Origin of the sequence: uncultured Succiniclasticum sp., assembly GCF_902793885.1 — a bacterium.
Taxonomy (GTDB): domain Bacteria; phylum Bacillota; class Negativicutes; order Acidaminococcales; family Acidaminococcaceae; genus Succiniclasticum.
This window is the reverse complement of record NZ_CADBFF010000002.1, coordinates 169812-192666: the sequence shown is the minus strand read 5'-3', so window position 1 is coordinate 192666 and position 22855 is coordinate 169812. Positions and strand designations below refer to the sequence as shown.

The 22855-nt window shown below is 41.1% G+C and carries 19 protein-coding genes; 3 read left to right on the top strand and 16 right to left on the bottom strand.

From position 1 onward, the window contains the following. Positions 1-32: 32 nt before the first annotated feature. The 7 genes from QZV31_RS01985 to QZV31_RS01955 form a co-directional block, all read right to left on the bottom strand. Positions 33-2624: a YfhO family protein gene (locus QZV31_RS01985; RefSeq protein ID WP_295357368.1), complete on the bottom strand. Its 2592-nt coding sequence runs from the start codon at positions 2622-2624 to the stop codon at positions 33-35. A gap of 2 nt (positions 2625-2626) precedes the next feature. Further along, positions 2627-3544 carry a glycosyltransferase family 2 protein gene (locus QZV31_RS01980; RefSeq protein ID WP_366508678.1) on the bottom strand — a complete coding sequence of 306 codons (918 nt, stop codon included), beginning with the start codon at positions 3542-3544 and terminating at the stop codon, positions 2627-2629. A gap of 41 nt (positions 3545-3585) precedes the next feature. Beyond that, entirely contained in the window at positions 3586-4344 is a 759-nt protein-coding gene (locus QZV31_RS01975; protein ID WP_366508677.1) for a DUF4422 domain-containing protein, read from the bottom strand. Positions 4345-4462: 118 nt separating this feature from the next. Further along, positions 4463-5101: a CpsD/CapB family tyrosine-protein kinase gene (locus QZV31_RS01970; protein ID WP_295357360.1), complete on the bottom strand. Its 639-nt coding sequence runs from the start codon at positions 5099-5101 to the stop codon at positions 4463-4465. Beyond that, the gene (locus QZV31_RS01965) at positions 5089-6579 is read right to left on the bottom strand and encodes a GNVR domain-containing protein (protein WP_295357357.1); all 1491 of its coding nucleotides are present in this window, start codon (positions 6577-6579) and stop codon (positions 5089-5091) included. Before QZV31_RS01965 ends, QZV31_RS01970 begins: the two co-directional genes overlap by 13 nt. Before the next feature lie 62 nt (positions 6580-6641). Further along, positions 6642-7274 carry a polysaccharide biosynthesis/export family protein gene (locus tag QZV31_RS01960; RefSeq protein ID WP_295357354.1) on the bottom strand — a complete coding sequence of 211 codons (633 nt, stop codon included), beginning with the start codon at positions 7272-7274 and terminating at the stop codon, positions 6642-6644. Positions 7275-7573: 299 nt separating this feature from the next. Next, on the bottom strand, positions 7574-9070 hold the full coding sequence (locus tag QZV31_RS01955) for a polysaccharide biosynthesis C-terminal domain-containing protein (protein WP_295357351.1): 1497 nt from the start codon (positions 9068-9070) through the stop codon (positions 7574-7576). 275 nt (positions 9071-9345) lie between these two features. Here QZV31_RS01955 and QZV31_RS01950 point away from each other — a divergent pair, with 275 nt between their 5' ends. Continuing rightward, positions 9346-10302 carry a glycosyltransferase family 2 protein gene (locus QZV31_RS01950; RefSeq protein WP_295357349.1) on the top strand — a complete coding sequence of 319 codons (957 nt, stop codon included), beginning with the start codon at positions 9346-9348 and terminating at the stop codon, positions 10300-10302. A gap of 69 nt (positions 10303-10371) precedes the next feature. Here the strand turns inward: QZV31_RS01950 and QZV31_RS01945 are convergent, their stop codons facing one another. The 6 genes from QZV31_RS01945 to QZV31_RS01920 all read right to left on the bottom strand — a co-directional run bounded on the left by QZV31_RS01945 (position 10372) and on the right by QZV31_RS01920 (position 16536). Next, a complete protein-coding gene (locus QZV31_RS01945) occupies positions 10372-11556 on the bottom strand; it encodes a Coenzyme F420 hydrogenase/dehydrogenase, beta subunit C-terminal domain (protein ID WP_295357346.1) in 1185 nt (394 codons plus the stop codon). 28 nt (positions 11557-11584) lie between these two features. Beyond that, positions 11585-12790, bottom strand: a complete 1206-nt coding sequence (locus QZV31_RS01940) for a polysaccharide pyruvyl transferase family protein (protein WP_295357404.1) — start codon at positions 12788-12790, stop codon at positions 11585-11587. 15 nt (positions 12791-12805) lie between these two features. Then, complete coding sequence (locus QZV31_RS01935) at positions 12806-13843, bottom strand: hypothetical protein (RefSeq protein WP_295357343.1); 1038 nt, start codon at positions 13841-13843, stop codon at positions 12806-12808. A gap of 56 nt (positions 13844-13899) precedes the next feature. Beyond that, positions 13900-14595, bottom strand: coding sequence for an L-ribulose-5-phosphate 4-epimerase (locus tag QZV31_RS01930; RefSeq protein WP_295357341.1), 696 nt, complete (start codon positions 14593-14595; stop codon positions 13900-13902). 112 nt (positions 14596-14707) lie between these two features. After that, positions 14708-15772, bottom strand: a complete 1065-nt coding sequence (locus QZV31_RS01925) for an NAD-dependent epimerase/dehydratase family protein (RefSeq protein WP_295357339.1) — start codon at positions 15770-15772, stop codon at positions 14708-14710. Between the two features lie 47 nt (positions 15773-15819). After that, on the bottom strand, positions 15820-16536 hold the full coding sequence (locus QZV31_RS01920; protein WP_295357337.1) for an IspD/TarI family cytidylyltransferase: 717 nt from the start codon (positions 16534-16536) through the stop codon (positions 15820-15822). 349 nt (positions 16537-16885) lie between these two features. Between QZV31_RS01920 and QZV31_RS01915 the strand changes: the two genes are divergently transcribed. Together QZV31_RS01915 and QZV31_RS01910 are read left to right on the top strand one after the other, a co-directional pair. Further along, the gene (locus QZV31_RS01915) at positions 16886-18430 is read left to right on the top strand and encodes a nucleotide sugar dehydrogenase (RefSeq protein WP_295357334.1); all 1545 of its coding nucleotides are present in this window, start codon (positions 16886-16888) and stop codon (positions 18428-18430) included. 5 nt (positions 18431-18435) lie between these two features. After that, complete coding sequence (locus QZV31_RS01910) at positions 18436-19527, top strand: NAD-dependent epimerase/dehydratase family protein (RefSeq protein WP_295357331.1); 1092 nt, start codon at positions 18436-18438, stop codon at positions 19525-19527. 135 nt (positions 19528-19662) lie between these two features. Here QZV31_RS01910 and QZV31_RS01905 read toward each other — a convergent pair whose 3' ends face one another. The 3 genes from QZV31_RS01905 to QZV31_RS01895 form a co-directional block, all read right to left on the bottom strand. Beyond that, the gene (locus tag QZV31_RS01905; RefSeq protein ID WP_295357401.1) at positions 19663-21042 is read right to left on the bottom strand and encodes a Na+/H+ antiporter NhaC family protein; all 1380 of its coding nucleotides are present in this window, start codon (positions 21040-21042) and stop codon (positions 19663-19665) included. A 91-nt stretch (positions 21043-21133) separates the two neighbouring features. Next, positions 21134-21967 carry an SDR family oxidoreductase gene (locus QZV31_RS01900; RefSeq protein ID WP_295357327.1) on the bottom strand — a complete coding sequence of 278 codons (834 nt, stop codon included), beginning with the start codon at positions 21965-21967 and terminating at the stop codon, positions 21134-21136. A 10-nt stretch (positions 21968-21977) separates the two neighbouring features. After that, positions 21978-22841, bottom strand: coding sequence for an ATP-grasp fold amidoligase family protein (locus tag QZV31_RS01895; RefSeq protein ID WP_295357324.1), 864 nt, complete (start codon positions 22839-22841; stop codon positions 21978-21980). Between the last annotated feature and the right edge of the window lie 14 nt (positions 22842-22855).

Genomic DNA, 22855 nt, shown 5'->3' with positions numbered 1-22855 from the left:
TGGGGAAATTTTAAAATCCATTTATTATTCCATCATTTCATCACGCTAAAATTCCTTCCTACGATTTTTCCTTTCAGGTAACCCGGAAATTTTCCTGATGGTCCGTACAAAAACAAAAACGCCAATCCCAAAACAGAAATTATACATCCTTCCTTAAATAATGGAATACTGTAATGCATATCTATTACATTTTCTCCATTCTCCAAGGGCACAAGCATCAGACAATTGCCAAAAAGATCCGGTTTAATAATTTTTCCATTTCTGATTATATTCCATCCCTTGTGATAAGGAACGGACAAATACAACAGTTCATCCTCTGACCCGTTCACTACACATTTAATATTTTCATTCTTAAGGCTCAGGTTATTAACTTTTCTTGCATTAATTTTCTTGCTGACTTCCTCTAAAGACCTTAAATCCAAAGCGTAGAATTGTTCTTCTTTAATGTGGAGGCCGTCCTTTGTTTTCAGTTCCAAACGCACTTTCTTTTCATTGTTAGAAACAGGAATATAAAAAACACTGGGAGACAACCAGGTTGCGTAACCGGTTATGCATTTATTGTCTTTAAATATTTCACCTTCCATATTCTGATTCCATGGAAGATTACCGTATATTACGTGATCGTCAGACGGCACAGATAACGTGTAGACCATGGAATTTTCCCGCTGTTTTCTGGTAAAAGAAACCGGCTTATACAGTTTCACCGGTTTTCCTATCAGCTGACTGTATAACGCATTCTGATATTCGAACGGATTCAGCGAATCTGCATTTAGCTCCTGTAATTGATTCTTTTTAAATGTAAATGCCATGGGAAGCGCAAATTTGTTAACATACGCCTTTTTATCATACTGCGGTACACTGAGCCGTTTTACCTCCGCCAGACCCCGTATCGGATATCTGGAAAGAATATACTTTACGCCAAGCAACGCATCGGCGCCGATCACAGAGGTATTGACAACCGTAATCCGTTCAAACTCTGTCCGATAGCCCACCCTGTCCAGGAAACGCATCTGCGAATTATCCGGACAGGAAGTATAACTGGAAATGGACGGATAATGAAATGCGACCGGCTCGTTATAATGCGCGGTCAGACCTGAAGGACCCGTACCCCGCGTAGATGTCTGCGAAATACGGAAGTAACCAGGATCATGCCCTTTGATTTTATCTATTAACGCCTGCGTGTTTTTCTCATAACGAATAAACTGGTCGACGTTCTCATTCCGGTACCGTTCCATCAAAAGCTTGCCGTTGCGCCCTAATTCCGTAAGTGTAACGGCAATCAGAAAAATCATCAGCCATACCGTTACCCCCTTAGCACTGTCCTTTACCGTAAGTTTCCTTATACAAAAGTAAACCAGAAATAAAAAAGCAGCCGTAAAATAAATAGTCTTTAACTCAACCGCTGGCTTATTATAATTCAGAAAAAACAATCCTAATACAAACCACACGACCGGTTTACTAGTGGTTTCTATTGTTGTGCCGTCTTTTACGGTTTCATAATAATGCGCCGCTATGAACAACAGGGAAAAAATCCCTATATACGCATAACGGAACCAGTAGCTGGATGCATCCTTTAAGAGAGAAAAGAGTAGAAAAAGCGGTTGCCAGTAAAATACCAGAACTGCAAACGCAAGCAGCCCTTTTAACACGGTTCGTTTTTTATGATCCAGTACCTTATCAAAATTAAACAGTAAACAACCCAGTAAAGGCAGGCTTCCGCAATATAAAGCAACATGATCCTTGTCACTGGCGGCGCCAAGTGTATAATACTGAATCACAGATAAAATATTTCCATCGAAACCAGTTGAAAAGCGGTTCCAGTCAAATCCTTTACCTACCCCATCCCGTAACAAAGCAACGGATGGTAAAAACAAAAAAGCGCTTATACACAATCCAATGAACATGGCAACTATGTAACGGAATAATCTTCTTGCAAACAGTATAAAAGATTTTTCTTCTTCCAGCAAAAAGAATTCTGTTACGAAATAAAAAATGGAGAACAAACAGTTAATTCCGCCAGAATACCAGTTAAAAATAACGGAAAGAGCCACAGATACACTTAATAACCGACTGCCTTGTTCCGTTATGTTTTTATATACACCGGCCAGGATAACCGGCAATAAATACACTCCGTCAAGCCACATGATATTACTGGCCTGAGCGAAAGAATACTGTCCGAACGCATAGGAAAAGGAAAGACAGAGCACTAAATAAAGCGGAAGCCGAAAACGAATCTGTAAATAATAAGCCGCCGCAGCGGCAGCCAGTGATAATTTAATGGCTACGAGTAAATCAAAAAAAGAATGTAACTGTTCTTTTTCAAAAAATACGATCAGCAGATTCAACGGCGAAGCAAGATAATAGCTAAACACTCCGTAATACGTCCCGCCTAAGGTGTTTGCCAAAGTATAACCTATACTGTTTTTACCATGAATGACATCTTTTAAAAACGCAAAAAAATCAAGATACTGGATATTGGCGTCCATCCATGCCAGGGACTGGTTACCAAAGGGTGCATAATGATAGACCCTGTATAAAACTATCATGAATACAAAAGAAATAACAAAGGCTACAAAACAACACCATTTTTTGTTTTCGTTCACACTGGAAAGATATTTTAACATTTTTACTCTCTCTTTTTTATAATATATCTTGGCCGTTGCTTTGACTCCATATAAATGCGGCCTATATACTCGCCTAGCACGCCTATGCCAATTAACTCAATGCCACCTAAAAAGAGCATCGTAACCATGATGGATGTATATCCGGGAACATCATTACCGAAAAGTAATTTTGAAACAATGCGATATCCCCCATATAAAAATGCCCCGGTTGCCACAAACATCCCAATATATGTCCAAATATGCAACAACGTGGTTGAAAAACTGGTAATCCCTTCCATGGCCAGTTTCCACAATTTCCAACCGTTAAATTTAGTTTGCCCCGCGGATCTCTTTGCCCTCTCATAGGTGACCACTACCGTCCTGCCGCCTACCCAGGACAAAATGCCTTTCATAAACAAATTACGTTCCGGCAACGCTTTAATATGTTCCACAATTTCACGACTGAGCAAGCGGAAATCGCCAACATTTTCTTCTATTTTTAAATCGCTGATTTTATTGTTGAACTTATAAAACAATTTCGCCGTTTCCCGTTTTAAATATGTATCACTACTGCGGTCTATCCGTTTTGCCAAAACCATATCCGCCCCATTTTGCCATTCTTTTATTAACTGCGGAATTACTTCAATCGGATCCTGCAAATCAACATCCATGGGTATCACTGCATCCCCCGTCGCATACGTCAAGCCGGCCATGAGCGCCGCCTCTTTCCCGAAGTTACGCGTAAACGACAACGGCAATACTAAAGAATCACGGTCAGACAACTCATAAATCAGCTTCTCTGTATTATCCTGACTTCCATCGTTAATAAACACGATTTCCACTTCATAGGATTGAAGCGCTTCAAAATTTCGTATTGATTTGTAAAAAATAGGAATTGCTTCCTGTTCATTAAAAACAGGTACAACTAATGAAATTTTCAACATAATCCTCACTATCCACATTAAATATTCTGGTTAGTTTGTCACCCAAAAAACTTCCGCTTCAAAAACAGCCCACCCTTTTTGATCCAGTTCTGGGGCTCCATGAAAGAAACGTTCTGTTCCTTATAGGCAATCTGGTTCTTCTCAATCCACACATCCAGTAAACGCTCGCCCACAAAGCCAAACACACGGGAGTTATACGCATCAAAAGAAGAAATATCCAGCCGTTTTTCCAGCTCGAACAGGACTGCAAACATCCACTGGCAATACGCGTCAAACAAATCCCGCCGCATGACGAACATATTGAACATATGCGCCCAGGTCCGGTTCATCACCGTGGTAAATGCAGCACTATATTCCGGATACTTTTCCTTAATGATCCGTTCCGTTTCGTCCAACCCGATGGCCGGATGGGCATGATTATAGTGACTGCGGTTCGTTTCAATGTAATACTTCCGTTTGTCCGCTACCACCACCGGATGAGCGGACAACAGCTTTTCCCATTCTTCCCCACACAAAATCTGATCCTTTTTTGCTTTAATATTCCGCACTTCCTTACGGGTAAAATACCGGCGGTAATGCACCAGGCCGACATAATCCGCTTCCAGATTTTTCCAGGCCCAGTACAGCCCGGTCAATTCGCAGAAATGCGCATTTTTAGCAGAAATATTATCGCCTGTGTTGTCTTTCGTATAACCCAGATCCGGTTTCCCTTCCGCCCCCACATGCAACGGAAGGTATACGGAATCTTCCGGCATCCAGTATTGCTTGTGTGCTGCCACAAGAATTTTAATGTTCAACATATTGCCACCTTAATTTACTATTTTGTTGATTCACTTGTTAAAATACAATACCTCCTTCTTTACCATGGAGATACCCTTATCCACCAAAATAAAGAGGAGGTAAAAAACAATTTCTTCATTCCTCTGTCGTGTTGTTCAAAATACAACCCAACAGGGAAGCCCCAGCCTGCTCCAGCGTCATTTTTGCCTTGTTAAGCAGTTTAGCTTCATTTTTACCACTAGCAATGACCAGAATCACGCCGTCTGCTTTACCGCTTACTGAAATGGTATCTGCCGAAGCCAATACAGGCGGCGTATTCACAAATACATAATCATACTCGTCGCGCACGGCCTGTAACAGTTCCTGCATCGGCCGACCGGAAAGCAGTTCCCCAGCATTGGAAACTGGGGTTCCTCCGGTCACAATATCTAAATCGGCATCGGCAAAATGCTGCACAAATTCATGGTAATCCGCCCCGGTGGTCAGGTAGTCTGTCAATCCTCGGTTGGGCAGTTGAAACACTTCATGCAGTACCGGCGTACGAAAATCACAATCAAGCAACAGCGTCTTCACGCTGGTCTTTGCCATCACCACGGCCAAGTTAGCCGCTACCGCATCCTGTCCATCTTCCGCTATTGTGCTAGTCACTACAATCACACGGACCAGATTTTCCGCCTGGTTCGCCTTCGCCTGCAGTTTCATGCAGATTGCCTGATACGCATCATATTGTAATCCCGTAGGATCTTTCATCGCTGTCAGTTCTATTTTTTCCATAAGAACCCCTTCATTCTACCGATAAGTCCAGACTCAGCTTCCTCTGCCTGCATATCCGCCCGATTCGCCAGCATCGCTGCATCCGGAATGCAACCCAGTACCGCCAAACCAAGATGAGTTTCCACATCCTGCTCCCGACGGATTACAGGATGCATCAGCCCCTGTAACACATAATAACCGCTGCTGAAGAGAAGTCCCAGTAGCATAGACAGAACAAGCACCAGCAACTTTTTCGGTCTTGCCGGTTTTTCCGGGAGGGTAGGTTCGTTTACGACCTGCACATTGTTCTGCTGCATTAATTCCGCAATTTTCGCTTCTTCCACCCGTTTGGCCAGCATACTGTGAATCTCTTTTGCTACGGAAGCCTCCCGGGCAAGCTGGGCGTACTCTTTTTGCAAGGCAGTGTACTTATCAAAGTCCTCATTATTTTTGGCCAGCGCATTGCGCAACGATTCTGCTTTTTGCTGCGCTACCGCCACTTCCGTTTGACTAGCGAATTTTCTGGCAACCAGTTCCTGATGTACCTTATTGTCACTGGGTGCCTGTAAATTAGCCACCCGGGCCGTTTCTTCCGCCACCTTCTGCTTCAGATTGGCAATCCGGTCATTTAACTCAATCATTCTCGGATGTTTTTCCGTATATTTTTCCAGATACGCGATCCGCGTCTGTTCCAGCTTGGCAAGCTGCTCATTATACTGCTGCACCGTCTGGTTATCCGCACTGGCAGCACCGGCATTGGCAAGCTGCGCATCCACGGCAGCCATCTTCGCTTGGGCAGTTTCCAATGCAATCTGATTGGAAACCAGCTGGTTTTCCACACTCTTGATCCGGTCCATGGACGTATTGGCACTGTCCGCAGGGGAAGTCAGCTTATGCTCAGTTTTAAATTTCTCCAGTTCAGCTTCCGTCTTTTCCAGATTTTCTTTAGCTGTCATCGTTCGCTGTTCCAGGAATTTACGGTTTTTTGTCTGTTCTGTATTGCCTACAACCGTAATTTTCTGCATAAAACTGTCCAATAGCCGCTGGCTGGTTTTCTGCGCATCTTCCGGTGTTTTTCCAGAAACGCTGATTTTCAGTATTTCTGTATTTTTAACCGGGGTAGTCTTAATACGTTTTACATAGGATTCATAGGCTAACTTAGCTTTCTCATTTTCACCAGCTTCTTCGTTTTCCTTTTCCTCTGCTTCCATGACCGGCTTCACGACATCCTGACTGACCAGCACTTCTGCCAGCGTACTCATCTGCTGCTGAATCAGCGCTACATTTCCACCTTCAAATCCACTCAGTGGCGAACTGCTGATTCCTTTTGGCAGTCGGATACGAAGTAAAGCTTCCGATTCGTACACAGGCTTCGCAATCAGCAGATACAGGCAGGCTAAAACAAGGCAGCCTGCCGTAACTTTCACAATCTGCCGGATGTGCCTTTTCACTATTTGTACCACTTCAAGCAAATCTATAGTAATTTCCTGCTCTTCCAAGAATTTTTCCCCCTCATTTTAAACTTGTACTGTTCTCACATGACACCATGGATACGTCAAGATTAGAACTTCTTGTCCGCACGCCGCATAAAATACCAGCTTTCAATAAACGGCAACACATCCCTGCCAAAATTGAACTTATGGTTACTGGTCAGGTACAAACAATCCCCTTCCTGTAGCACCGGATTCTGGCTCAAGTCGCCCTTTTTCAGATACGCGTTAAAATTCAAGAACTGGATATTATCTTCCTTGCCGTTCCGAATCAGGTACACCTTTTTCTTGGCTGCCTTACCGGTGAAACCGTTAGCCGCCCCAATGGCATCCAACGCCCGATGACTTTTTGTCAGTTCGTGAAGACCAGCATCCCGCACTTCCCCCAACACAAACACACGGGTACTGCCCATTTTAGTGATATTTATGGTAATCAGCGGGTTCACAATAAATTCTGCCAGACGTTCTTTCAGCTCTTGGGTGAGGCCTTCCACCGTCTTTCCCGTAACATCCACCGTACCGATCAGCGGATATTCAAATTTACCGTCCGTACGCGCAACATAGGTACTGCTAAGGTCCTCATGCCCCATGACCTGTATCTGCACATGGTCCCCGGCATGCATATTATATTCTTCAGCCGTGCATGGAAATGAGAATAACATCATGCATGCAGTGAATAAAAACGAAGCGATTTTTTTACGCATACAACCTCCGAAAATATTTTCTGATCTGTTAAAAAAACTATAAAAATCAACTATTTTTATTGCATTATAGTACATATATTATAGTGATTCTTCGCAGAATCGTCAAATCCTTTTTCTGTTTGATAAAAGTAACCACTAGTGCTTAAAAAAATGTAATTCAAAATTAATCTGTATGATGCCAGGACATTTCTGACCGGCACCCACCCGAAATATTATGAGAAAATGGACAAGCCGGCTCCTTATTGTATCACTATAAAGCATAACGGCGAATACTTTAACGGTCACGAATATATAAGTCCTTATCTCTCCCTCATAGTCCGATACCGTTTCCACAACCAATCCTTTGCGTCCCGGTACTGCGCCGAGCAATGATATACCAGATAATACAGCAGGGCGGTTACTACCGTACAAATAAGCAGCCGCAGCAATAAATACAATGCTTCCACTACTTGGTTGGAATTTCCTGTGCCAACCGTAAGCATCTCACAAACAGAAAAGCAAACAACACCCACAGCAGCTGTTACCAAAAAGTATTTTGCCTGATCCGCAAAAAACTCATTCAACTTGCCGTTCTGAAAATACTCCTTAAACAAAACCCACGCGCCGCCAATAAAGTTGATAAAAAACAGGGAAATCAATGTTGCAACAATAATTCCCAGCACGCCCCAGTACTTAGCTAACAGAATATTCAGTACCACATTGCAAACAATTTCAGCAATCACAATATACCGGGCCTTCCACCAGAGTCCTGCCCCCTGATGATAAATCCAACGCATGTCCCCGGCTTTCAGCAGATAGAAATACAGGCACAGGGCCACTACCTCCGGCATCCCCAGCATCAACGTCTCTCCTGCAACAACGCCGCCCCGGGCCAACGCTCCGCCTGCGGCCACAGTACCGCCAGTCAACACACCGCCCATCCATAACCGTACAAAAGGCTGGTACAGACACAGCAGGCAAACCATGGCCCAGCCAGACAGCAACATGTAGATAAAATTAAACCGGCACATGTCCCGGTAATTTTTCTCCCGGCTCTCGGACGCTATGCTGTTGCCTACAGAAGCCACCATAGCCCCGCACAGAATACCGCTCAGGGAAACCACCCCATTGTGTATAAGATAATAATTACTGTACACCGCTGTCATGGTAAGGCTCACAAAAGCTGTGATACAGATACTGTCAATCGCATGGCGACTGGCACCCCGGAACTTGCTGAGGGCCAGACCACCCACCAGCAACTTCAGCTCCCCGAACTGCTCTTCACTGATACTCCCCCGACATACATACCAGGGGAAACGCCAGTTCACCACACGGGAAACCACCAGATTGCGCAGCACCGTAAACAACAGGGATACGAGCAGATAAAAATAGAAATTATCCGTCAACAGCAGACAAGCCATCTGCACAACAGACTTGCAGAGCAGCACTGCCGTATCGATTTTGCTCAGCAGATCCTCCCGCTGCAGAGCGGAAGGAATCGACGTCTTATATCCAAACAGCAGGTAGCTTACCACTGCATTTGCCAGAAAAATCAGATACCAGGCATACAGGTTCATATTGTCCGGTATCGGATTGTCTTTCACCAGAAGGGGAAACCATGGCAGCACCACCAGCCCAAACCCAAGAATAACCAGACCAATTATACGGTATATCTTCCGGTACGTTCCCAGATAAGCGCAGACCGTATCCGTATCTCCTTCCGCCACAGGCTTATACAAACTGTACACCACCGCCGAACCAAAGCCCAACTCTGCCAGATTCAGAACCTGGAAGATAGAAGCCAGCAGACTGTTCATACCTAGGTACAGTACCCCAAACCGGTAAATCAATATCGTGCGCACTATAAAAGGCAGAAACAATGAGACACAGCGGTTCAACAAACCGTAGGCCACGTTCCTGCTTACATTACGGCTTCTTTGAAATTGTTCTAAGTTAGTGCTCAAATACATAAGTTATGGCTCCTGAAGTATTATTTAAATATTATTATAGCATAATACTGTACACATGCGTTAGTACTATGCTAAAATGAATTGCAACATTTTTTATAGAAATTATAAAGGAGAACAGCAACATGAAGCCATCAGTCAGCGTCATTGTACCCGTATATAAAGTAGAGCCCTACCTGGTACGGTGCCTGGACAGCTTACAAAAGCAAAGTTTGAAAAATATTGAAATCGTTTTAGTAGACGATGCCTCTCCTGACCGCTGCGGTGAAATCTGCGAACAATATGCAGTAAAGGATACTCGATTTAAAGTAATCCACCACACAGAAAACAAAGGCCTGGCTGCAGCTCGTAATACAGGCATTCGGCAGGCAACGGCAGATTATCTGATGTTCGTAGACAGCGATGACTATGTTCATGAAAACTTCTGTAAAGAGCCCTACGAATGCGCCATTAGATTTCATGCTGATTTGGTCATGTTTCGCAGGATGCATATTGGATTCCCCAAAATAAAACCACTAACAGAAAACACAATTCCCAGCGGTTACAAAACACGCACAGAAGCAATCGATTTAATGTTAACACTGATTATTGGCAACGGCGCTTGGAACAAACTGTATAACAAAAATCTGTTCCGTTCTATTTCTTATCCTTCCGGGCACTTGTTTGAAGATATTGGTACAACATATAAAATAATTTGGAAGGCAACAAGCATATATTATCTTGATACAGTTCTATATTATTATTGCTATCGAAGCGGAAGCATTATTACTCGCAGTACAGAAAAATCTCAGCAAGAGTTAATCGAAATGTGCATGCAACAATACCGGGATCTTGTCGAATGGGGATATTCGGCAGAAAAGCAGGAAGAAAAACTGTTAAACATTGCTTTGTCCTATTGTATCAGGCAGAAACCTGTAGTATCCGATGTACGATATAATTTTTGTAAAACCATTCTAAATAAAGCTAATATTTTATCGGAACATTTTACATGGAAACGTAAATTGTTATTAACTATGTTCAACTGCTGCCCACCTGCTTTTGAATTACTTTGCACCCTGTGTAATAAAAAATATTCTAAATAATTAAGCCGCCGAACGGCGGTTTTTATTCATCTGCAAAAAAACTTCCTTTTTCCTGCACTGCAAATATTATTATCTTCTTGATAGTTTCTTTAATGCATTATAAACCGTATCACCAACCGCTCTTCTAGTATATATTTTTAAATAAGTTTTCCAGAGATATCTTTTTACCAGGCTATCAAAATCATTCTTACCCAATTGGGCAAAAAAGCTCCCCCTTTTATCATTTGGAATACACGGTTCTTTTAATGACCGATTTGACTTTGTTGCGCTTTCAGAATCTACAGGCATGATTATCATATCCTGTACAAGTTTGGCAACAGTCCCTTTTCCTCTATCTGAATTAGCTATAATCAAGGATACACCATTCCGTTTTTGTGCTTCCGGAATCCGCTTTAAATCAACACCCCAAAAATCTGAAAGTGTTATGTCCGAAATTCGTTTTGTTCCAACATACTTGCAAGAATAACAGGACTCCCGCAGAAACAAATTTGCATTAAATCCCACAATAAATGTGTCTGCACCTTTCTCTTCTATAATTTGAGTCCCATCTGAAAAATCCAGCCGCATCTTAACTCCGCCTCCTGACATCCAATTACTATCCGGAGGCTTTATACGAAATCTGAATGTACTAATTTCCTTTTTGTATTTTTTCTTTTTAGATCTTATGAACTCGTCAACAACTTTTTTACTTGTTATCCCATGACATAACACATCCACAGTCAACAGTCTGTCATATTCTCTGTTCAGATATTGATACAAACCGGCAACCTGACAACCGGTACCGGTAAACAGAACATAACGCCCACCTTTTAAATCTATTTCTGCTTTTTTATAGCAATCATAAATCCGACTCTGAAAATATTTACTCAAACGCAACTTTGCCAAGGAATCTACAGAGTCAATTCCTATATGCTCTACACAATGTTTCCGTTCATTAAAAAAAGCACCATAAACTACACCTTTTTCTTGCAACACTAGCATTGCAATAGCTGTAAAAGCACCTCCGGAAGAACTATTAAGTAAAATATCTGTATTTTTATGCCAGCCCATATAAAACTTCGGTGTTCCTCTCTTAATCGTAGTATTATTGGGGCAAGTCTTAACACACTTTTTACATTCAATACATTTATCGATATTAATTTCAGGATAATAAAAGCCGTCTTTATTTTCTTTCATTGAAATGCAATTAACCGGGCAAACAGCCACACAAGCTTCACAACCGGTACATTCTTTCAAACTACAAATTACAATCATTTATTAGGCCAATCCTTTTTGATTATACTCATATCTGTTTAAACAACTTTTGTTCCCGTTGTAACCTGTAATACTCTTCCCGTATATCAGCCATCCTCTTTATCAGTACTCTGCTTATCCACTGCCAACTCACATCCATATCTTCCATGAGAGGAATCAAGCTATCGTCAATTTGTTTTAAAGATAAAACCCATTTAGTTGTCCCGTATACATACAAAGCCATTCCCTGACTTTTTTGACTGTAAGAAAGAAATATTGCCGGCACTCCTTCCGTAACTGCATTTACAGCACAATGCATTCTGGCCGAAATCACAAATTTACATTCACGTAATTGTTCTTTAATCCCTAAATAGCCCCCACCTGTATCTGCAAAACAGATTTTTTGTTGGTAACATTCCGGCAACATACTCCTGATTTTTCTTAACAAAAACTCATCATTATCATGTAAGTCATGTGATAGCACATGTGGGATAAATAAAATACCAGAATCAAATCTCTCTGCTATTTTGTAAACCATATCAGATAATCTCTCAATCAAGTTATCTGAACAGGTTCCATATAATTCACGGAGAGAAAGAGGGCTAAGATTGATACCAATGTATTTTTTCTCTGAGCTTGAATCAAAATTATTCCTCATTTGAACAAGAAATGCAGGGTCCGGTTGAAAAATAGCTTTTTCTATTCCGACGCTTTTTAAATAGTCCAAAGTGGCATATTCCCTGCAAATAATATAACGGTATTTTGAAATATGAGTAACATAGTAATCAATCGCTTGTCTATATGTTCCCCATGGACCCATTGAAGCGCCATAAACAATGACCTGTTTTCCATGGCTGATAGCTCTATCACAAAAATCAATTAACGAATTATAATACGGATACCTGACATGATTTCTTCTTGCTTCAGGTATTGTGTACATATCCCCTCCAATGGAAACGATAACGTCTGCCTGATCTATTAGTTCTTGCCACGTAAATAACAGAATTCGTTTTTCACATTGTATCAGAGATAATGCTTTATTTAATATCCGGTTAATGAGAGTCCTTGTTTTCTCTATTTCTATTATTTTAATATCTAAATCTGCAAGTGCTTTAGAGTCATAATCGTAGTTATACGAAAAATATATAATTTCAGCGTCAGGTTTACAATCCCTGATAAATTTGTATGTTCCTCTGATAATGGCTTCGCACCCAAAATTGTATAAGCCATAAATACCGTATAAGCCAAAAATCATCACAACACTCCGTCCTTACATTATTTCCAGTAAAGAAACAATATCCTGTGCTCGTTCTTCCCAGGTGTTTGGTGACAGAAATTTTAATCGCTCTTCATTACTATATTTCGTTTTCGTTAGTTTTTTCATCTCCCTGACTTGAATACAAAACGATTCGTAGTCATGATAAAAGAATACAAACGGTTTAAAACGCTCAACTTCCGGATATTCAACACAAAGGATATTTTTATTAAAGTTGATATATTCATACAGTTTTACAGGATCTACCGCCAACACGATATCGTTTATTCTAAAGGGCATGATAAATGCATCTGCATGTTTAGTTTTTTCATACAACTCGCCATGTTCAACTGCCGGAACATGAACGATTCTGTCATGTTTTGGAATGGTTGTTCCCGGACTTACCGGACCAACCAATAAATACTGAATATCGGGAAAATCCGCTAAACTTTTAACAAGGATATCAAAATTAAACCAATGACTTATCGTCCCAAAATAGCAAAATGTATATAACTGATTATGTAGGTGTTGCTCTTCCTGCACAATATTTCCATCAAAACCATTTTTAATGATGTGCAATTTTGATGCAAAGCCCGGATTACGTTTGCTCAAAACCGATTTTAGCCAATCACTTGAAACAATGACTGTATTTGCCCTTTCAACCAGCTTTTTCTCAAGCTGTAATATATTTTCTTTTCTATGCATAGGAGCAAACGCAATCATATCATCCATACAATCATATACAATTTTCCCTTTGTACGATAGTGGAATTCCTTCAATAAAATCAGGTGATGATACATATATAATTTCCGGATTAAATTTCTTAATATGTTTATAAAGAAATTTCTTTAACCTGAATTGATTGATTTTCCATAACTGAGGATAGCGTGAAATAAACGGGACTCTGTAAAATACGCTCATATTGTTTTTATTATTATAATTTCTAATTCTGTAATTTCTTATACATGTAACATGCACGTCAAATTTATTCTCAAGCTTTTCTTCTATAAATTGCGGCCTTTGCTTAATCCAACTCCAGTCTAAATGCATCACATATAGAATTCTTTTCTTTCCCCTCATAATAGCAAAACACCACCAGATACCTTAAATTATTTCTGTCCATAATACGCATTCGGTCCATGCTTTCGCATATAGTGTTTGTCCAACACATACTGTTGCATAGAAGCATCCGGGTTTAACAACAATGTTTTCAATGCCATTTCTGCCACGGCTTCCATAACCACTGCGTGATAAACGGCTGCATCCGCATCTTTGCCCCAACTGAAAGGTCCGTGGTTTTTTACTACAATTCCCGGCACTGCCATAGGATCAATGCCACGTTCTTTTATACATTCCACAATTACCTTGCCAGTGTTCAACTCATAGGCAGTTTCTACTTCTTCTTTTGTCAGCTCCCGTGTACAGGGAATGGCTCCATAGAAATAATCGGCGTGAGTCGTTCCCAATGCCGGAATGTCTAAACCCGCCTGGGCAAAAGCTACTGCATTAATGGAGTGAGTATGAGTTATCCCCCCAGCTTCCGGAAAAGCCCGGTAAATTTCCAAATGAGTTTTTGTATCAGAAGAAGGTTTCCACTTCCCTTCCACAGTGTTTCCGGTTTCCAAATCTACAACTACCATGTCTTCCGGTTTCATGATATCATACGCAATCCCGGAAGGCTTAATTACTACGAGGCCGGTTTTCCTATCAAGCCCGCTGACATTCCCAAAAGTGTAAATAACAATACCGCGTCGGTTTAATTCCAAATTGGCTTCACAAACCTGCTCCTTCAATTCTTCCAGCATCTTTCTATCCTTCCTTAATAATAAATTATCTTATTCTTAAACAAACAACCCCGGTGCAAGCACACAGGCGCATCTTCCGTGCTCCTGCCTCACTTCGTGAGCGGGGTAAATATCAATTACTTTTTATCTCTTTCAAAATCTGCACCGTATGTTCAAAACCAGTCTCTGCATCAAACAGACCACGCCAACCAAGTGCCAGCAGTTCCGTGCTATCCAGCGAAGAATTGCTCATCGGGTTAAATCCCTTCTTCTCTTCTTCCGTGGGTAATTCCATTTTCAGTTGTACGCCAGCAGATTTCGCCAACAATTCTGCCATCTGCCTGATATTGATCACCGAATCCGGATTGGAAATGTTATAGGCATGGCAATTCTCGCCTCTCAGCAATACTTTCATAATCGCAGAAGCGCAGTCTAAGCAATAACAGTAGCTCCGTATCTGCGCCCCGTCGCTTTTCATCACAATATCCTTGCCTTCCGCTACATCGTAAGCCCAGGCAGAAGAAACCCGGTTATCACTTCGAGTCGCGGTGGGGCCATAAATATGCCCGGGGCGCACTATCACTGACTCCACTCCATACTCATCCGCATAGGAAACACACAGGGTTTCCGCTGCACGCTTTCCAACGGAATAAGAATTACGGGAATTTAACAGATCAATATATCCGTATTCCCCTAACCGGAACGGAGTGACACTTTCTTTCTTGCCATATACCTCCGAACTGGAAACAAACAGAACTCGCTTTGCCTTACTCTCTTTTGCATAATCCAGCAGACACTTTACCCCAAGCACATTATCCAGCATGGTTTCTACCGGTTCTTTCATTATTTTGCCCGGTGCAGCATTGCTGGCGCCGTGAATAATATAATCACAACGTTCTGAAAAATGGTTATCTGCTGCCGAAGCATCATAGGGCGCAAATACAAACCATTCCTTCGCAACATAGGGTGCAAACCGCTCTGCAACCTTTTCCTCACTTCGCCCTGCCGCTAGAATTATTATTTTGTCAGCATGAGTCTCATTCCAGCGAATCAGTACATCCGCCACTGCAGAACAAATAAGACCTGTACACCCGGTTACCATCACGCTTTTACCGGCCAGTTCTGACAGTTCCGGAAGAACAGCTACTGTTTTATCCAAATCAGCAAGCCAAAGCTTACTAGTATAAATATTCATCATGTTCGCCTTTTTACTAACGATCCTCTCTGTTGCTTACTTACTCATTCTTACGCCTTTAACCAGTCCGAACGTTTTGCCGCAAGCAGTGCTTTAAAAATATCAATATCTTCCACTGTAGTCAGTTTGATATTCTTTTCCGAACCAGCAGAAAAATATACCTGTTCTCCCATTTCAATCATCAGCGTACAGGACGCCACTGAATTAGTGATCCCCTTCTCCAACGCCCTTCTGTGCAAATCACAGATGTCGCCGATATGGAATGCCTGGGGAGTCTGGGTTCGTTTCAGGCGATCCCGTGGATAACTGCCACAGGAAACCACACCATCTTCCGTCTGCATCATGGCTTCTGCACAGGGAATGACCGTAATGGCATTACCATATTCCCGCGCCACCCTGATGTTATCGGAAATAATTTCCGCAGACACCATGGGACGAATGGCGTCATGAATCAAAACAATATCCTCCGATGCAAAATGCTTTTCCAATTCATAGACACCGTTACGGATAGAGTCCTGCCCATTTTTGCCGCCAGGTACTATGTATTGTAACTTTGTAATATTAAACTGTTTAGCGTAGGCCCACAGCACCTGCTCCCATCCTTCAATACATACCACAGCGATGGCATCAATCTCCGGATGCTTTTCAAACGCTTCTAGCGTGTACACAATAACCGGACGTTCGTTAACCGTTAAAAACTGCTTAGGTATGTCCTGGTGCATACGATTACCAGAACCGCCAGCGATAATCAAAGCAATGTTTTTCATGGTTCCTCCTGAATAAAATAATAATAATCATGCTCTTGAATTTCTTATTTGAAATACTACAAAAATATTTAATATCTTATTATATCATAAAACAGGGAATTAAAGAAACAACTTTGACAGCATCCAAACTATATAACTTTGTTATAATAAAAAACAATATTCTTTGTTCTAATGATTACCTCTTTAAAAAATGTCTTGGTTATATCAAATTGAATAGACTTTCTTGATATTGAATTAATCTTGTTAATATGCTATAATATAATTCATTTCCAGCTTCATTATTATAATTTTCAAACGGCACTTATTGTCGTTTATAATAACATTAAAAGCTATTTTGGAGGTTCCCACAATGAAAATTTTTTCTTTATCTCTCCTTGCAATTACTGTCATTTCCAAACGCAAAGCGCTCATGATTACGCAAGCGCAATTAGCCGAAAAGACCGGCATTAACCGTTCCATGCTGAGCAAACTGGAATCACAGGAATACACGCCTTCCATTGACCAGTTGCAAGCGCTGGGCGATGTACTGCAGTTTGAACCAGCAACGATGTTCATCGAGCCGAACGAACTCACATCTAAACTGGCAGCATTGGATGCAGAAAATGAAACGGCTATTCCAACCCCCAATCGCAGTTACAAAATTGCAGTAGCCGGCACCGGTTATGTAGGTCTGTCACTGGCAGTACTGCTTGCCCAGCATAACGAAGTGACAGCGGTAGATATTCTGCCGGAAAAAGTAGAAAAGCTGAATAACCATATTTCCCCCATTCAGGATGATTATATCGAAAAATACCTGGCTGAAGCAAAAACCGGGAAGCGTACCTTAAATCTGAAAGCTACACTGGATGGCGCTGCAGCTTATAAAGAGGCAGACTTTATCATTGTTTCAGCTCCCACCAATTACGATGCAAAGCAAAACTTCTTTGATTGTTCCGCAGTAGAATCAGTATTGAAGCTAGTGAAGGAAAGTACAAAAGATAGATCAAATAAACCTTTTGTGGTTATTAAGTCTACAATTCCCGTAGGCTACACCAAACACATCAGAGAGAAGTTACAGATGAACAACATCCTCTTCAGTCCGGAATTTCTGCGTGAATCCAAAGCATTGTACGACAACCTGTACCCTAGCCGCATCATCGTAGGCAGTGAAGAGACTACCAAAGACGCAGCCCGTAACTTTGCTTCCCTGTTGCAGCAAGGCGCCATCAAGAACCCGGTGGATGTGCTGTTTATGGGGCTGACCGAAGCGGAAGCCACCAAGCTGTTTGTGAATACCTATCTGGCACTGCGTGTCTCTTATTTCAATGAATTGGACACCTATGCAGAAATGAAAGGTCTTGACACGGCAGCTATTATCAAAGGTATCTCACTGGATCCCCGAGTAGGCGATTACTACAACAATCCCTCTTTCGGCTACGGCGGTTACTGTCTGCCAAAAGACACCAAACAACTGCTGGCCAATTATCGGGATGTTCCGGAGAACCTAATTAAAGCCATTGTGGAAAGTAACCGAACGCGAAAAGATTATATTGCAGACAAGGTGCTTGAAATAGCCGGCGCCTATGGCGAAAATGAATCCTATTCTACTGAAAAAGAATGCCGGCAAAAAGATATCGTGGTAGGCGTGTACCGACTCACCATGAAAGCCAACAGCGACAATTTCCGCCAGTCTTCCATTCAGGGCGTCATGAAACGCATAAAAGCCAAAGGGGCTACTGTCATTATCTACGAACCCACATTAGAAGACGGTACCACTTTCTTCGGCAGCAAAGTGGTAAACAATCTTGAAATATTTAAAAAACAATGCGGTTGCATTATAGCCAATCGATATGATGCGGTGTTAGATGATGTACAAGATAAAGTCTATACCCGCGATCTGTTCAGAAGGGATTAATTAAAATGAAAAACAAAGTTCACGTCGATCTTAACAATAAAACAATTCTGGTAACCGGTTCACCCGGCTTCATCGGAGCCAACTTAGTGCTACGTCTCTTAAAGGAAATGAGTGTGGGCACCATCATCAGCTTCGACAGCATGAACAACTATTATGATCCCAAGTTAAAGGAATACCGGTTAGGCCTGATTGAGGAAGCTGCTGCCAAATCACCTGTAAAACACATCTTCATCAAAGGAAACCTGGCAGACAAGTCATTACTGGACGAAGTCTTCGCCAAATATAAACCTGCTATCGTGGTAAATCTAGCCGCCCAGGCCGGGGTACGATATTCCATTGACCACCCAGATGCGTACATTGAAAGCAACATAATCGGCTTCTACAATATACTGGAAGCCTGCCGTCACAGTTACAACAACGGAAATACAGGGGTGGAGCATCTTGTGTATGCTTCTTCCAGCTCCGTGTACGGTGGCAACAAAAAAGTCCCTTTCAGCATTGATGACAAAGTGGACAACCCAGTTTCCCTTTACGCAGCCACAAAAAAAAGCAATGAGTTGTTAGCTCATTGTTATTCTAAACTGTATAATATTCCCTCGACGGGCTTGCGTTTTTTCACCGTCTACGGACCCGCCGGTCGACCGGATATGTTCTACTTTTCCGCCACCCAAAAGCTAGCGGCAGGCAAAACCATCCAAATATTCAACTACGGAAACTGTAAACGCGATTTCACCTATATAAACGACATTGTAGAAGGCGTGCTGCGGGTAATGCAAGGTGCACCGGAAAAATGTAACGGTGAAGACGGCCTTCCGGTGCCTCCCTATGCCGTATATAACATCGGAGGTGGCACTCCGGAAAATTTATTGGACTACATAAGCACCCTGCAAGAAGAATTGGTTCGAGCAAAAGTACTTCCTGTCGATTATGACTTTGAAGGCCATCGCGAATTAGTGGGCATGCAACCTGGCGATGTACCAATTACTTATGCAGACAGCAAAGCGTTAGAAGAAGATTACGGATTTAGACCAGCCATCAACATTCGGGAAGGATTACGCAAATTTGCAGAGTGGTACAAAAAATACTATAAGGTATAAGATAACCCTATTTTTCCCTACTTCAACTACTCATTGTCAGTAATACGAAACTATTTATTCATTTTTAATAAAGCTTTTTCTTCTTAACCACTGTGATATTTCAGGTGTTAACTCAACATAAGAATATTTTTAAAATTACACCGCAGCAAACCCAAAAACTAAATACAACATTGCAGAAATCACTGCAACTGTAACAGCATAAGGCAATTGAGTTCTAACATGATCAATGTGATCCGAACCAGCGCCCATAGAAGACATGATGGTTGTATCACTAACAGGCGAACAATGATCACCAAACAGACCTCCCCCTGCAACAGCAGCAAAGCAAAGCGTAGTTAATAAGGTTGCCTGTCCACCAGTTGCATTAAACGCTATCGGTAGCGCTAATGGCATTGCAATTGCAAAAGTTCCCCATGATGTACCTGTTGCAAAGGAAAGTATTGCGCAAATAATGAATACAAAAACTGGCAGGAGAGCCGGCGTCATTGAAGATGAAATAAAACTTGTAATGACCTTAGCTGCACCCATTTCCTTTGTAATTGCGTTTAGTGGATACGCCACTGCAAGAACAAGTACAGCAGGCATGGCTCCCTTGATTCCGTCATTAAAAGTGTCTCCTAGTTCCTTTAGAGGCATTCCCTGAATGAAAAACGATATTGATAGAAGTATTACTACAATTGTAACCGCTTCCAATACTTTAACACCACCAAGAATAAAAAAGGAACCAATAGAAATTACCACTAAAAGTATTGTTGGAATAATAAAATTCAAGAGGATACGCTCTTTCAATGATTCCGATTTTTTCCCTCCGGAAGAAGACATAGGTGTTGCACCGTCACGAATAAGTTTGTGTTCTACCATAGCACGTTGCTCTGCTTGCTTCATTGGACCATAATCTTTAACAATACCTGCACCAATAAGAAAAACCATCAATAAACTCAAGAGCGCATAGAAATTAAACGGAATTGCTTTTAGCATAAAAGCATATGCTTCTTCTTTAGTAGCTAAGCACCCAATACCGACTGCCAAGCCGGTAAGATATGATGACCACCCGGTAAAAGGATAAACAATTGATACCGGTGCCGCAGTTGAATCTGCAATATAGGCCAGTTTTTCCCTTGAAATATTAGCTTTATCAGAAAGCTTACGCATCACAGTTCCAACAAAAAGCGGTGACATCGAATCAGCAAAACAGAAAAGACCTAACACCCATGCCAAAATCTGAACGCCTCTGCGTTTAAGCTCTTTTTGATTGACAATTCTTGTAAACCCGTCAATTGCACCACTCTTTTCATAATAAGTACAAAGAACACCAAAAAGCAGTATATTTAATGCTGCCCAAATAAAATCTTCATTGCCAAGGGCGGACTGAAGTACATTTGTAAAACCCCAAATACCTTTACCTGCCAAAAAACAACCAATAATGCAAGCAATAGACAGCGAGAAAACTGTATTCTTACTCCACAAAGCTAATACAATAGCAATAATTACCGGAATAAGCGATATGTAACCCATAGTCTCCACTACTGTACCTCCTTCAAAAATACGATTAGTATTCTTTATCTAAAAGCCTATTAAGTCCTTCATATCCCTCCTTTATTAATAATCATGGGTTTGTCTCCATTTCTCTTTCAATATTATTAAAGCAAATATTGGCTTCAGAACAACCAAATATATTACCAGATACACAAGCTGATAAATCTGAAAGTAAGAAAATGCAAAGCTGCGCAATCTCTTCCGGAAATAACGTGCGTTTTCCCTGAGTAGACGCCCGACATAATTCCCCATGCGTAAAGTCCTGGGTCATAGGCGTCAAGGTAGTACCAGGAGCGAGAGCATTCACCCGAATTCCTTCGACAATTAACTTTTTTGCTAACCCATATGTAAAGCTTGCAATTCCAGCTTTTGTCAGTCCATATGGGATCGTACTCCCCATGCCGCTTGTATCAGATGCCATCAAAACGACACGACCATTTTTCAGATTATTCACCCTGTAATAACGCAACCAGCTCTGTGTCAAAAAAAACGGCACCTTCAAATTAATATCAAATTGTGTATCCCAGCTAGCTTTTGTTACATTCATAAAGTCGCCTTCATGAAAACTAACGCCAGCATTATTGACTAAGCAATCAATATTTCCATAATAGCTATACGCCTCCTGAATCAAAGCATCAAAATCAGAAACTTTTTGTAAATCAACACAAATTTGACTCGCTTTATTCCCAATCTCTTTACACAAGTCTTCTAATCTTTTCTGATTTCGCCCAATCAAAATTACATTCGCGTTCTGTTCAACACACTGCTTTGCAATACAGGCCCCAATTCCACCTGAGGCTCCGGTAATAAGAACAGTACGACCTTCAAGAAGCTTCCCTGTCATCATTAATCCAATATTAACATTTAAAACAATTTGATTATCGTTACTCTTGTATTGTTTCATTTTCAAGCCTTCATTCTCTTTCACCTGGCAGATGAATCAAACTGCCAAGATAACTATCAGAATACTCATCAAATCCCGTTTCCCAGCCACTTTGATTATATAATGTAAATTCTCCAAAATAAATACAGCCGTTTGCTTCATATAAATCAATACGTACATGCGGGAATCCTTTGCTGATAATTTCTGCTATTTCAATCATCCGGTCAATAAATGGTGGTTTTTCCTCACAAAAATCTAAAGGCAATGCTCTTGTTAACCGATTAAAACGGCACAAATTCCAATCTTTGTCAAAATGATAATATTTTGGTTTCCCATTAGCCCGTCCTCTAACAACCATTATATTATCAACAACACCATCAAAACAAAACAGCTTATAATCATCCAAACTTCCCGTTTTTTCATCTTCCATATATTGTTCTGCAATAATTTTGTGTGGTATATGCTTATATGGCCATTCCCGGCCAGTCCAATAATAATTATGTTTCAAATGTTCATTAATCTTTTCTCCGGCTTTTGTAAAATCAAATTTATTTTTATTCTTGCAAATAACAACTCCTCCTGAATCATGTGTACATTTTAGTACAAACCGATCTGGCAGTTGATTAAAATCAATTTCATCAAAAGAATTCCACACACCTAACGTGGGGATTATATATTCATTGCCAAGCATGTCAGCAATAATTTTTTTTACTTCAAATTTATCTACAAGACTAATATAAACCGGGTTATGATCATGTAATTTAAGCCATTGCAATTTATCATTAAAAAACTTTGGGTTCTTTAAATTTAATGGACGTCCCATAATCCTTTTAAACTTAATTTTCAAATATACGCTATCAGGTAATATTTTGGAAATTGAATGTTTGATATTCATTATTAAAACCTCTT